At 67.2% G+C, this 12,750-nt stretch carries 14 protein-coding genes and 1 riboswitch; of the genes, 5 read left to right on the top strand and 9 right to left on the bottom strand.

The features are described 5' to 3' along the window. The first annotated feature begins 94 nt into the window (after positions 1-94). From B5E42_RS06160 to B5E42_RS06150, 3 genes are all read left to right on the top strand, one after another. On the top strand, positions 95-511 hold the full coding sequence (locus B5E42_RS06160; protein WP_087237725.1) for a DUF3842 family protein: 417 nt from the start codon (positions 95-97) through the stop codon (positions 509-511). Positions 512-695: 184 nt separating this feature from the next. Next, positions 696-1,301 (top strand): ECF transporter S component, encoded by a 606-nt coding sequence (locus B5E42_RS06155; RefSeq protein WP_087237723.1) that lies wholly within the window; start codon positions 696-698, stop codon positions 1,299-1,301. Further along, entirely contained in the window at positions 1,288-1,764 is a 477-nt protein-coding gene (locus B5E42_RS06150) for a hypothetical protein (protein WP_087237721.1), read from the top strand. The genes B5E42_RS06155 and B5E42_RS06150 overlap by 14 nt, the downstream gene beginning before the upstream one ends. A gap of 56 nt (positions 1,765-1,820) precedes the next feature. Here B5E42_RS06150 and B5E42_RS06145 read toward each other — a convergent pair whose 3' ends face one another. The 7 genes from B5E42_RS06145 to gcvT form a co-directional block, all read right to left on the bottom strand. Then, positions 1,821-3,206, bottom strand: coding sequence for a sodium-dependent transporter (locus B5E42_RS06145; protein ID WP_204244383.1), 1,386 nt, complete (start codon positions 3,204-3,206; stop codon positions 1,821-1,823). A 312-nt stretch (positions 3,207-3,518) separates the two neighbouring features. Then, entirely contained in the window at positions 3,519-3,791 is a 273-nt protein-coding gene (locus B5E42_RS06140; RefSeq protein WP_087237719.1) for a DUF6514 family protein, read from the bottom strand. Positions 3,792-3,903: 112 nt separating this feature from the next. After that, complete coding sequence (locus B5E42_RS06135) at positions 3,904-5,208, bottom strand: FAD-dependent oxidoreductase (protein WP_242967040.1); 1,305 nt, start codon at positions 5,206-5,208, stop codon at positions 3,904-3,906. Positions 5,209-5,211: 3 nt separating this feature from the next. Continuing rightward, a complete protein-coding gene (gene gcvPB / locus B5E42_RS06130; protein WP_087237717.1) occupies positions 5,212-6,633 on the bottom strand; it encodes an aminomethyl-transferring glycine dehydrogenase subunit GcvPB in 1,422 nt (473 codons plus the stop codon). After that, a complete protein-coding gene (gcvPA, locus tag B5E42_RS06125; protein ID WP_087237715.1) occupies positions 6,630-7,937 on the bottom strand; it encodes an aminomethyl-transferring glycine dehydrogenase subunit GcvPA in 1,308 nt (435 codons plus the stop codon). Before gcvPA ends, gcvPB begins: the two co-directional genes overlap by 4 nt. Position 7,938: 1 nt before the next feature. Further along, on the bottom strand, positions 7,939-8,319 hold the full coding sequence (gene gcvH / locus B5E42_RS06120; RefSeq protein ID WP_087237713.1) for a glycine cleavage system protein GcvH: 381 nt from the start codon (positions 8,317-8,319) through the stop codon (positions 7,939-7,941). A gap of 165 nt (positions 8,320-8,484) precedes the next feature. Next, on the bottom strand, positions 8,485-9,555 hold the full coding sequence (gene gcvT / locus B5E42_RS06115; protein WP_343214178.1) for a glycine cleavage system aminomethyltransferase GcvT: 1,071 nt from the start codon (positions 9,553-9,555) through the stop codon (positions 8,485-8,487). 125 nt (positions 9,556-9,680) lie between these two features. Beyond that, positions 9,681-9,764, bottom strand: a riboswitch (glycine riboswitch). Positions 9,765-9,933: 169 nt separating this feature from the next. Between gcvT and B5E42_RS06110 the strand changes: the two genes are divergently transcribed. After that, positions 9,934-10,368 (top strand): MarR family transcriptional regulator, encoded by a 435-nt coding sequence (locus B5E42_RS06110; protein WP_087237709.1) that lies wholly within the window; start codon positions 9,934-9,936, stop codon positions 10,366-10,368. Continuing rightward, positions 10,365-11,048, top strand: a complete 684-nt coding sequence (locus tag B5E42_RS06105; protein ID WP_204244382.1) for a DUF6198 family protein — start codon at positions 10,365-10,367, stop codon at positions 11,046-11,048. The genes B5E42_RS06110 and B5E42_RS06105 overlap by 4 nt, the downstream gene beginning before the upstream one ends. A gap of 54 nt (positions 11,049-11,102) precedes the next feature. Here the strand turns inward: B5E42_RS06105 and B5E42_RS06100 are convergent, their stop codons facing one another. Together B5E42_RS06100 and miaA are read right to left on the bottom strand one after the other, a co-directional pair. Next, the gene (locus tag B5E42_RS06100; RefSeq protein ID WP_141242473.1) at positions 11,103-11,621 is read right to left on the bottom strand and encodes an HD domain-containing protein; all 519 of its coding nucleotides are present in this window, start codon (positions 11,619-11,621) and stop codon (positions 11,103-11,105) included. A gap of 122 nt (positions 11,622-11,743) precedes the next feature. Continuing rightward, a complete protein-coding gene (miaA, locus tag B5E42_RS06095) occupies positions 11,744-12,640 on the bottom strand; it encodes a tRNA (adenosine(37)-N6)-dimethylallyltransferase MiaA (protein WP_087237707.1) in 897 nt (298 codons plus the stop codon). Between the last annotated feature and the right edge of the window lie 110 nt (positions 12,641-12,750).

Genomic DNA, 12,750 nt, shown 5'->3' with positions numbered 1-12,750 from the left:
CAAAAACTGCCAAAAGAAAATAATTTTTCTTGCAGGCCGCCCCGCGCGCCGGTATAATAGAGGAAACGACGAAACAGAGAGAGGACGCACGATCATGGAAGTATTAGTCATTGACGGCCAGGGCGGACGCATCGGGCAGCAGCTCATCAAGGCCATCCTGTCCCGCTACCCGGAGGTGGAGCTCACCGCCATCGGCACCAACAGCCTGGCCACCTCCGCCATGCTCAAGGGGGGCGCGGCCCAGGGGGCCACGGGGGAGAACGCCCTGCTGGTGGCCTGCCGCCGGGCGGACGTGATCCTGGGGCCGCTGGGCATCGTGATCGCCGACGCCTTGATGGGGGAGATCTCCCCGGCCATGGCGGTGGCGGTGGCCCAGGCCAGGGCCAGGCGGATTCTCATCCCCCTGAACCAGTGCGACAACCTGGTGGCCGGGGTGGCGGACATGCCGGTGGGCCGCCTGCTGGACAGCGCCGTGGACGAGCTGGGCCGGGTGCTGAAGGAATTGGCTTGACAGCCCGCCGGGGGAATAGTATAATAAACCAGAATTCCGGCAGGAAGCCGGTGGGCGGGCCAGAGCCCGCGCAGCATGTCCCGGTACTGTGACATCTATGAAGACTGCATGAAGGAATACCAGGAAGGTATCGTTTTCCCAAGGAAAACGGTACCTTTTTTGTGTTCTGAGAAGGTATGACACCATGAAAACCGTCTCCCGCGCCTACGCCAACCGGCTCCGCCGGCTGGTCTACTCCGCCCTGTTCCTGGCCCTGGCCCTGCTGCTGCCCTTTCTCACCGGGCAGATCCCCCAGATCGGCTCCGCCCTGAGCCCCATGCACATCCCCGTGCTGCTGTGCGGCTTTGTCTGCGGCTGGCCCTGGGGGCTGGCGGTGGGATTCATCGCCCCGCTGCTGCGCCACCTGCTGTTCGGCATGCCCCCCATCCTCACCGCCATCGCCATGGCCTTTGAGCTGGCCGCCTACGGCGCCTTCTCCGGACTGCTCTACCGCCTTCTGCCCAAGCGCCCGGCTTACATCTACGTGTCCCTGATCGGCGCCATGGTGCTGGGCCGTGTGGTGTGGGGCTGCGTCCAGTTCGTGCTCGCCGGGCTGCAGAGCACCACCTTCCCCCTGTCCGCCTTCTGGGCCGGGGCGGTGACCTCTGCCATTCCCGGCATCATCTGCCATATCGTGCTCATCCCCATCCTGGTGATGGCGCTGCAGAGGGGAGGGGTGGTGCTCAATGGAGCCGCTGTGGACGCTCCTGTCGGCACACGGCGCGCGGCATCCCCGCATGGAGCCGTGTGACGCCGTCAAGCTGGTCTATCAGAGCGTGCTGGGCGGCGGACACCTGATCACCGACCCGGCCCAGAGCCTGGAGCGGCTGGCGGAGGAGTACGCCGCCGTGCCCCAGACCGCCGGCCCCCTGTATGAGGCGCTGGGGAACGGCGTGGTGCGGGTGCACCTGTCCCGGCTGGACGCCTGGGGGGTGGGCCTGGAGGCTCTCAACGGCTGGTTTGTCCGCTCGGCGGCGGCCTGTCCCGGCACCAGGAAGGGGCTGGAGGCGGCCCTGGAGGAGCTGATCCGGGCGGCGGAGGCCGGTCTGCTCCCCTTCTCCCCGGCGGCGCTGGCGGAGTATCTGCGGGGCTACCGGGCGGCGGGCTGCCCGCCGGTGTCCCACTCGGCGGCCTACCGGGCGGCCTATCACCCGGCCTACCGGGTGGGGCTGCGCAGCCTGCTGCCGGAGGAGCTCCGCGCCTGCGGCATATAAACCAATTCCCCCGGAACCCAACCGGTTCCGGGGGAATTTCATGCTGCGGGAAAGCGTCAGCCGCTGAACTTGTCCAGATAGCCCATAAAGAGGATGATGAGCACCACAAAGGGCAGGATGTACTTGAAGTACACCCGAAACCGGGCGGGGAAGCGGACGCCCTTGCCGGTGTCCACCTCGGCCAGGAAGTTGTCGAAGCCCCAGCCCCACTTGGAGCAGCAGAACAGCAGATAGATCACAGAGCCGATGGGCAGCAGGTTGTTGCTCACCAGGAAATCCTCCAGATCCATGAAGTTCATGCCGAAGGGGCGGACGGCGCTCCACAGGTTGTTGCCCAGCAGGCAGGGCAGGCTGAGCAGCAGGATCAGCACCAGGTTGGCCGCCACGGCCTTGCCCCGGGAGATGCCCCATTTGTCCATCCAGCAGGCCAGGATGTTCTCAAACACGGCGGTGACGGTGGACAGGGCGGCGAAGAACAGGAACACGAAGAACAGGGCGCCCCACAGCCGGCCGCCGGGCATGGAGTTGAACACGTTGGGCAGGGTGACGAAGATCAGGTTGGGCCCCTGATCCGGATTCACCCCGAAGGCGAAGGCGGAGGGGAAGATGATCAGACCGGAGGTGAAGGCCACGAAGGTGTCCAGCACGCCGATGTTGATGCACTCGCCGAAGAGCCGGCGCTCCTTGCCGATGTAGCTGCCGAAGATGGCCATGGCGCCGATGCCCAGGCTCAGGGTGAAGAAGGACTGGCCCATGGCGGCGTAGATGGCCTCGAAGAGGCGGAATTTCCCGTTGGCGTCGTACATCAGGTTGTGGAAGTTGGGCACCAGATAGAACTTCAGGCCCTCCACCGCGCCGGGCAGGGTGAGGGCCCGGACGGCCAGCACCACCAGCAGGGCCAGCAGGCAGAGCATCATGGCCTTGTTGGCCTTCTCCACGCCGTTTTTCAGGCCGCGGCTGCACACCAGCATGCCCAGCACCACCACGATCACCATGAACAGCAGCTGAATGCCCACGTCCTGGGTCTGCATGGTGGTAAAGGCCTCGCTGACCTGGGTGGTGTCCATGCCCTCAAACTGGCCGGAGGCCAGCTTGAAGAAGTAGAGCAGCAGCCAGCCGGAGATGGTGGTGTAGAACATCATCAGCAGGTAGTTGCCCGCCATGCCGAACCAGCCGTACCAGTGCCACTTGGTGCCCCTGGGCTCCAGCTGCTGGAAGGACATGGTGATGCTCTTCCGGCTGGCCCGGCCCACGGCGAACTCCATGGACATGATGGGCAGCCCCATGATCAGCAGGAACACGATGTAGATGAGCACAAAGGCCGCGCCGCCGTACTGACCCACGATATAGGGGAAGCGCCAGACGTTGCCCAGGCCGATGGCGCACCCGGCGGAGATGAGCACAAAGCCCAGCCGGGATGCAAAGGTTTCTCTCTCTTTCACGTCTCTTGTACCTCCTTGTACAGGCCGCGGAAGCGACCCACGCAACATCATAGACCATTTTCAAGACACTGTCAACGAAAACGGGGCGGAGCGGCGGGTTTTCCCGCCGCTCCGCCCCGGAAAGCCCCCGGAAAAGCCTCGCAGAGTTCGCGCGGCGACAGCCGCGCGAAGCAAATAAAAATTTGTCCGTTCTGAGGACATGCGCCTCAGAACGGACACCTCTCATGGCGGAAGGGCCGACTTTTTCGGAGAAAACGAGGCCCTTCCACCATGCAGGCCCCTCCCGGAAAAGGCCGGAGGCCTTTTCCGGGATCATAGCCAGTCGTCGATCACATCCCGCAGGGCCACCGGCGGCACCTGGTTGCGCTGGAGCAGCTCCAGCAGGCGGTCGATGCGCTCCGGCCGGACGGTGATGTTGCGCACCGACGCCTCCTCCCCGTCCGGGGCGGTCACCTTGACACCGTAGCTCTCACAGAGCATGCCCTGACCCAGCTCCAGCTCGTCCACCAGGACGTAATAGCGCAGGCCGTTTTCCAGTTCTCCGCCGGCCGCCGGGCGGTCGGGCTCCACCAATAATTCCCTCATCTTGTGTGCTGTCCCTCCTGTTGTTCTTCTTGACACCATTTTATGGTATTTTCCAGCATTTGTAAAGTATGGAAATGGCGCAAGTTTCGACAGAAGGGGACAGGGGCGGGGCTCAGCCCCGCTCCAGGGCCTCCAGCCCGGCCTCCGCCGCCTGGCTGACGGCCTCGGCAAAGGTGGGGTGGGGCCGCACCGGGCGGAGCAGCTGCTCCGCTGTCAGGCCAAGGGACACCGCCAGGGTGAGCTCGGAGATCAGATCCGTGGCCCGGCAGCAGTACAGGCAGGCCCCCAGCAGGGCGCGGGTCTCCTTGTGGAACACCAGCTTCACAAAGCCCCGCTTGCCCCCCTCGATGAGGGTGCGGGCATTGCCCCCCAGCACGCACTTGCCGGTGACCACCGGCACGCCCCCGGCCTTGGCCTGGTCGGCGGTGAGGCCCACCTGGGCCAGCTCCGGGCTGGTGTAGACGCAGGAGGGGATGGGGGCCGTCCCCCGGACGGGGGCGCGGCCCAGCAGCAGGTCGGCCACGGCTATCCCCTCGGCCTCCGCCTTGTGGGCCAGCATGGCCCCGCCGATGGCGTCCCCGATGGCGTAAATCGAGGGGATGGAGGTGCGGAAGCTCCCGTCCACCCTGACAAAGCCCCGCTCCAGCTCCGGCGCGGCCCCGTCGGCAAAGAGGCCCTCGGTGGCGGGCCGCCGGCCCGTGGCCGCCAGCACCGTGTCGGCGGAGACGGTGTGCTCCGCCCCCTTGTGGGTGAACACCACCGCCGGGCCGGGCTCGATGCGGGACACGGAGGCCCCGGTGAACACCTCCACGCCGGATTTTTTCAGTTCCATGGCCAGGCCCTGGGACAGCTCCCGATCCAGATTGGCCACCAGCCGATCCAGGGCCTCCACGATGGTGATCTGGCACCCTGCGGCGGCCCAAACGGCGGCCAGTTCCACCCCGATCACCCCGCCGCCGATGATCACCAGGCGGTTCCGGGGCGGATGTCGGCTAAGAGCTCGTCGCTGGTGACCACGCCGGGGTGTCCAGCCCGGGGATGGGGGCCGGGCGGGGACGGAGCCGGCGGCGATCAGGATATTCCGGGCCTCATAGGTCTCCCCGCCCGCCTCCACGGTGTGGGGGCCGGTGACAACCGCCCGGTGGGGGATCACCTGCACCCTGGCGGCCTGGAGCTGTTTCTCCTGGCCGGCGCGGAGGGTGGACACCACCCGCGCCGTCTCCTCCGCCAGGGCGGGCCAGTCGCACCCCGGCCCGGCGCCGTGGAGCAGGGCCTTGGTGGGCACGCACCCCCGGTTCAGGCAAGTGCCCCCCACCTCCCGGGGCTCGAACAGGGCCACGGACAGGCCGCCTTTGGCGGCCCGGAGGGCGGCGGCGCAGCCGCCGGGCCCCCCGCCGATGACAATCAGATCCCACATGGCTCAGCCCTCCGGGAAGGCATACCGCACCACCGGGCGGCGGGCGGCGGCGGTCTCGTCGGGCCGGCCGATCACCGTGGTCACCGGGGCGGCGTGGAGGGCCTCCGGGTTCTCCTTTGCCCGGCGGAGGATCTCCGCCAGCACCGCCGCCGCCTCGTCCAGGGTGTCGGGGGTCTCGGTCTCGGTGGGCTCGAACATCAGCGCCTCGTGGACGATCAGGGGGAAGTACATGGTGGGCGGGTGGATCCCCGCGTCCAGCATGGCCTTGGCCGCGTCCAGGGCGGACACGCCGGTCTCCTTCTTCAGCCCCTCCAGAGTGAGGACGAACTCGTGCATGCACAGGCCGGGGAAGGCGGCGGTGTAGCCCGCCTCCTCCAGCTTCTGTTTCAGGTAGTTGGCGTTGAGCACCGCCGTGTGGGCGGCCTCCGCGATGCCGGCGTTGCCCAGCCGCAGCAGGTAGGCCAGGGCCCGCACCACCACCAGGAAGTTGGCGTGGAAGGCCCTTACCTGGCCGATGGACTGCTCCCCGCCGTAGCCGCCCAGGGCGGAGCCGGGGAGGAAGGGGATCAGGAACTCCTTGACGCCCACCGGGCCGCTGCCCGGGCCGCCGCCGCCGTGGGGGGTGGCGAAGGTCTTGTGCAGGTTCAGGTGGCACACGTCAAAGCCCATGTCGCCGGGCCGGGCCACCCCCATGATGGCGTTCAGGTTGGCCCCGTCGTAGTACACCAGGCCACCCGCCTCGTGGACGATGGCGGTGATGTCCAGGATGTCCCGCTCGAACAGGCCCACGGTGTTGGGGTTGGTGAGCATGAGCCCCGCCGTGTCCGGGCCGCAGGCGGCTTTGAGGGCCTCCAGATCCACCAGGCCCTCCGGCGTGGAGGGGATGTTCTTCACGGTGAAGCCAGCCATGGCGGCGGAGGCCGGGTTGGTGCCGTGGGCGGAGTCGGGCACCAGGATCACGGTGCGGCCCGTGTCCCCCCGGCTGTGGTGGTAGGCCTTGATGAGCAGCAGTCCGGTGAACTCCCCGTGGGCGCCGGCGGCGGGCTGGAAGGTCATGGCGTCCATGCCGGTGACCTCGCACAGAAGATACTCCGCCTGGGTGATCACCTTCTGGCAGCCTAGGATGGTCTGGATGGGCTGGAGGGGGTGGATGCCGGTGAAGCCGGGCAGGGACGCCATCTCCTCCCCCAGCTTGGGGTTGTACTTCATGGTGCAGGAGCCCAGGGGGTAGAACCCGTCGCACACGCCGAAGGCCCGGCGGGACAGGGCCTGGTAGTGGCGGGACAGGTCGCTCTCCCCGATCTCGGGCAGCCGGGGAGGAGCCTTCCGCCGGTATTCCTCCGGCAGGGGGGCGGCGGGCACGTCCAGCGGGGGCAGGATGTCATTGCCCCGGCCGGGGCGGCTGCGTTCAAAAATCAGCTTCATTTGCCCAGCACCTCCTTCACAATGGAAACGGCCTCGTCCAGCTGCTCTTTCGTCTGCTTTTCGGTGGCGCACCACAGCAGGCCGTCCCCCAGCACCCAGCCGCCCAGGATGCCCTGCTCCTCCAGGGCGGAGAGCACCTTCCGGGGCTGGGGCAGGTCGGTGACAAACTCGTGGAAGAAGGGGCCGGGGTAGCGCAGGGACACGCCGGGAATCTGACACAGCTCCTCCGCCAGATAGTGGGCCTTGGCATGGCTCTGCTCCCCCACCTGCCGCAGACCCGACCGGCCCATGAGGGACAGGTAGATGGAGGCGGTGAGGGCGCACAGGGCCTCGTTGGAGCACACGTTGGAGGAGGCCTTCTCCCGGCGGATGTGCTGCTCTCTGGCCTGCATGGTGAGGACGAAGGCCCGCTCCCCCCTGGAGTCGGTGGTCTCCCCCACGATGCGGCCGGGCAGCCTGCGCATGAGGGGCTGAGCGGCGGCCATAAAGCCCAGGTAGGGGCCGCCCCAGGCCAGGGGCAGGCCCAGGGGCTGGCCCTCCCCCACGGCGATGTCCGCCCCGCAGGCGCCGGGGGACTCCAGCACGCCCAGGGTGGCGGGGTTGACCCCGGCGATCAGCTTGGCCCCGGCGGCGTGGGCCGCCTCGGCAAAGCCCCGGAGATCCTCCAGCTGGCCGAAGAAGTTGGGGTGCTGGATGTAGACGCAGGCGGTGGCGTCGTCCAGCAGCCCGGTGAGATCGGTGACGCCGTCCTTCACCGGGGCCAGCACCACCTCTGTGCCGGAGCCGAAGCAGTAGGTCTGAATGGTGGCGATCACGTCCGGGTGGGCAGCGGCGGCGATCACGGCGCGGGTGCGCTTGCGCTCTTTGCACATAGCCACCGCCTCCGCCGCGGCGGAGGCCCCGTCGTACACCGAGGCGTTGGCCGCGTCCAGGCCGGTGAGCTCACAGATCATGGTCTGGAATTCGAAGATGGACTGGAGCACCCCCTGGCTGATCTCCGCCTGATAGGGGGTGTAGGCGGTGACAAAGGCCTCCTTGGCGGCGATCCGGCTGACGGCGGCGGGGATGTAGTGGTCGTAGGCCCCGGCCCCCCGGAGGATGGTGCGGAAGCGGACGTTCTGCTCCGCCAGACCCTCCAGGATGCGGCGCACCTCCAGCTCCGACTTGGGCTCCGGCATGTGCAGGGGCTCCTTCAGATATACGGAATCGGGCACGTCCCGGTACAGCCCCGTCGGGCCGTCCAGGCCCAGGGCGGCGTACTGGGCGGCCCGCTCCGCCTCAGCGGCGGGCAGATAGCCTCCCATGTCAGCCCTCCTCCCCGGCGCAGTGGGCCTCGTAGGCCGCCGCGTCCAGCAGCTCCTCCTCGTCGGAAACCTCCTCCACCTGAACCAGCCAGGCCCCGTAGGGATCCTCGTTTACCAGGGCGGGATTGTCCAGCAGCTCCTCGTTGACCGCCTTTACCACGCCGGACACAGGGGAGATCACGTCGGACACGGCCTTCACCGACTCCACGTCGCCCAGGGCCTCTCCGGCGGTCAGCGGATCCCCCTCCTGGGGCAGGTTGACAAAGACGATGTCGCCCAGGGCGTGCTGGGCGAAGTCGGTGAGGCCCACGGTATAGATCCCGTCCTCCTCCTTCAGCCACTCGTGGGACTTGGTGTAGCGCAGCTCATCAGGGATGTTCATAGTGATAACCTCCAGCCATTGATTTTTTTGAAAATTGAGAATTGAGAATTGAAAATTATGGGGTACGGGGCATACAGCGGAAGATCCGCCGGCCTTGGATCTGCCAGAGAACCGGAAATATGCAGAGGGGAAGGCTCTGCTGAATTATCAATTATCCATTGTCAATTATCCATTCCTCTTGTAGAACGGGGTCTTGACCACCTCGGCCTCCACCCGGCGGCCCCGCACGTCCACCTGGAGGGCGGTGCCCGGCTCCTTGTAATCGGCGTCCACCAGGGCCATGGCCACGGCACAGCCCAGCCAGGGACAGTGGGTGCCCGAGGTGACCACGCCGATCTGCCGCTCCCCGTCGTACACCGGGCACTCCTCCCGGGCGATGCCCCGGCCGGTCATCTTCAGGCCCACCCGGCGGCGGCGTACCGGCCGGGCCTGCTCCAGGGCCGCCTTGCCGATGAAGCCGTCCTTGTCCAGCTTAACGAAGATGCCCAGGCCCGCCTCGTAGGGGTTGATCTCCGGGGACAGCTCGTGTCCGTAGAGGGGCATGGCGGCCTCCAGCCGCAGGGTGTCCCGGGCCCCCAGGCCGCAGGGCACGGCCCCGGCGGCGATCAGGGCGTCCCACAGGGCGGGGGCGTCGCCGGGGGCGCAGTAGAGCTCAAACCCGTCCTCCCCGGTGTACCCGGTGCGGGACACCAGGCAGGGCCGCCCATCCACCGTGCCGCGGAGCACGGCGGTGTAGTTCTTCTCCGGGATGTCCCCCGTCAGGGTGCGGAGGATGGACTCTGCCTCCGGCCCCTGGAGGGCCAGCTGGGCCACCTGGTCGGAGATGTCCTCCATGGCGCAGTCGCCGGTCAGATGGGCGCGGATCCAGCCGGCGTCCTTGTCCCTGTTGGCGGCGTTGACCACGATCAGATAGGCCGTGTCCGAGCACCTGTAGACGATCAGATCGTCCACCACGCCCCCGTCCTCGTAGCACATGGGGGAGTACCGGGCCTGGCCGTCCGCCATGCCGGAGAAGTCGTTGGTCATCAGGTTGTTCACGTTGACCAGGGCGTCGGCGCCCCGCAGCACCAGCTCCCCCATGTGGCTCACGTCGAACAGCCCGCAGGCGGAGCGCACCGCCCTGTGCTCGGCGATCACGCCGCTGTACTGCACCGGCAGCAGCCACCCGGCGAAGGGGACGATCTTCCCTCCCGCCGCCGTGTGGCGGTCGTAGAGGGGGGTCTTGCGTCCTTCCATTTCCATTCCCTCCTTCTGATTTTGGACAGCAAAAAAGCGCATGGCAATTCTGCCATGCGCCTCTGTTGGGTTGCCTGAGAGTTTTGCCCCCGTCGGCGCGGACTGCCGTCCGCTTTCCAGAGTCCCGTCCGGGGCCGATCCTTCTGCCTGAGAGATCCCTGCGCTTGCCCCTTCGGCGGCGGTTTCCCGCCCTCTCTCGGCCCCATCATCCGGCGGTATGAAGTTGATGCCATATTTTACACTCATCAGTATACGGGCCCACAGGGGAAAAGTCAACCACATTTTTGGCGGATCCGGACAATTGACAGGCGGGGGATTTCCTGCTATATTATTTGCATACAAATCATTTGGATACAAATAGTCTGAGGAGGACAGAGGATGGATACCAGCTTTCACTACCTGCTGCTGGCCGCCCAGGGCATGTTCCAGCGCAGGATCCTGGCCCGGCTGGCCGGCTCCGGCCTGACGGCGGGGCAGCCCAAGGTGCTCAACTACCTGGGCCTTCATAACGGCAGCGTGCAGAAAAACATCGCCCTGGGGTGCCAGATCGACCCGGCCACCCTCACCGGCCTGCTGGGCCGGATGGAGGAGAAGGGCCTGGTGGAGCGCCGGGCCGAGGGGGGCGACCGCCGCGCCCTCCACGTCTACCTGACGGACTTCGGCTGGGAGAAGCAGCGGGAGGTGCTGCGGGTGCTGGAGGCGTGCGACCGGGAGATGCTCTCCGGCCTGGACGAGGCCGAGGGCGCGGCCCTGCTGCGGGGCCTGCGCCATGTGTGCGAGCATCTGGCGGAGAACAGGGAGGCGCTGCAATGAACAGAGGAGAGCTGATACGCCGGTATCTCTTTTTCACCGCGGGGCTGTTCGTCAACGCCCTGGGAGTCAGCCTGATCACCAAGGCCAGACTGGGCACGTCCCCGATTACCAGCATCCCCTACGTGCTGGACATCGGCTTTGCGCCCACCCTGGGCATGTTTACCCTGGTGTTCAACCTGCTGCTGGTGGCGCTCCAGCTGGGGATCCTCCGCCGGCGGTTTCCCCGGCATTTCTGGCTGGAGATCCCCGTGACCCTGGGCTTCTCCTGCTTCATCGACCTGACCATGTCCATGCTCACCGCCTACAGTCCCCAGGGCTACCCCCTCCAGGTGCTGTCCCTGCTCCTGGGCTGCCTGGTGCTGGGCTTCGGCGTTTTTATGGAGATGGCCGCCGGGGTAGTGATGCTCCCCGGCGAGTGTACCGTCAGCGCCATCTCCACCACCTGGCACACCGACTTCGGCAAGACCAAGGTGGCGGTGGACGTGACCATGGCGGTGACGGCGGCGGTGCTCGGCCTGCTGCTCTACCACCGGCTGGCCGGCGTGCGGGAGGGCACCATTCTCTCCGCCCTCCTGGTGGGGATGATCGCCCGGACGTTCCACAGCCGCCTCAATGGAGGCATACAGCACGTTTTGGAGCACCGGGACGGCTCCGGCGCCTCAGAGGGACAGGCCGCGTAAAGGGGCGGAAAGGCCCCGCGCGCCCGCACAGAAGCGGGTGCGCGGGGCCTTTTTTCACGGCGTGCAGCCCTGACGGGCCTCCGGCGCGGCGGGCAGGGGGACGCGCTCCGCCCAGGGCCGCACCAGACCCAGCACCTCAGCGGCGGCGCACAGCTTGTCCACCGTGCTCACCACCGCCGACTCCAGACAGTGATAGAATTTGGTGGGCGTGTAGGGGAACATGTGTGTGGCGATGATGTCCGCCTCCTTCCACGTCAGGGGGAAGCGGGCCCGGGCGTTGGCCAGGGCGATGGCGGGATGCTCGGTGCCGTGGCGGACGCCGGGGTGGGTGGACTTCTCCCGCCAGTTGTAGAGGTAGAGGTCGTGGAGCAGGCCGCCCCGGGCCGCCGCCCGCTCATCCAGCCCCAGGGCGCGGCAGATGCGCCAGCTGATGCGGCTGACCAGCACACTGTGGTCGAAGCAGCTCACCCCGGCCCGGTGCTGGGGCAGCAGGCGCATGGCCTGCACGGCGCCGTCGGCCAGCAGCTCGGACACGCAGTCCCAGTATTCCCTCTCGTTTGGATGCTTCCGCATGGCAATGGACTCCTTCCCCCGGGCGTTCCGGTTTCTGTCTACCAGTATACCGCCCGGGACGAAAGAGTCCATGGAGAGAAGTTTAGGATTTGGTAAAGTTTTTTTAAGAAAAGGGGAAGGACTCAGGCCAGAAAGCCCTCCACGGCCCGGACGGCCTGGGTGAGAAAGTCACCCTCCATATCCAGCCACAGCACGTCCCTGTCCTTTTTGAACCACACCATCTGCCGCTTGGCAAAGCGCTTGATGGCCCGGCCCAGCTCGTCCTTCAGGCCGTCCAGGGTGGTGATCTGCCCGGTGAGGTAGCGCAGGATGTAGCGGTACTCCAGCCCCAGCCCCTCCAGGAACTCGTCGGTGGCCCCATTGGCCCGGAGGTCTGCCACCTCGTCGAGCATCCCGGCGTCGATGCGGGCCTGGAGGCGGGCGTCAATGCGGCGGCACACCGCCTCCCGGGGGAAGGTCACCCCAAGCAGCAGGCAGTCATACCGGGGCCGCGGCGGCGGGCTCTCCCACCGGCCGGACAGGGCCTTCTCCACCGAGCGCATGAGGCGGTGGCGGTTGCTCTCCTCCCCGCCGGTGAGGGTGACGCCGGTTTTCTCCCGCAGCAGGGCGTACAGCTCCTCCGTGGTTTTCCCCTCCAGCTCCGCCCGGAGGGCGGGGTCGGGCCGGGCGTCGGTGAAGGTGAAGCCCTCGGTCACCGCCCGGACATACAGCCCGGTGCCCCCCACCAGGAAGGGGCGCCTGCCCCGGGCGAGGATATCGTCGATGGCGGCGTAGGCCCCGGCCTGGAAGTCGGCCACCGAGTAGGGCTGATTGGGCTCCACCACGTCCAGCATGTGGTGGGGGACGCCCTCCATCTCCTCCTCGGTCACCTTGCCGGTGCCCAGATCCAGGCCCTTGTACACCTGCCGGGAGTCGGCGGAGACGATCTCCCCGTCAAACCTCCTGGCCAGCTCCACCCCCAGGCCGCTCTTGCCGCAGGCGGTGGTGCCCAGCACCACAATCAGCTTGGGCAGAGACATGGGCGGCACCTCCTTTCTTCGTCTGTGCTGATGATCTTACCATAAAACCGCCGCCGGGACAACCCGGCGGCAAAAAAGTGGGCGGCGGGAAACTCCCGCCGCCCGGTTCA

Source organism: Flavonifractor sp. An10 (assembly GCF_002161215.1).
Taxonomy (GTDB): domain Bacteria; phylum Bacillota; class Clostridia; order Oscillospirales; family Oscillospiraceae; genus Flavonifractor; species Flavonifractor avistercoris.
The sequence above is the reverse complement of the archived record's forward strand: the minus strand, read 5'-3'. Positions and strand labels throughout refer to the sequence as shown.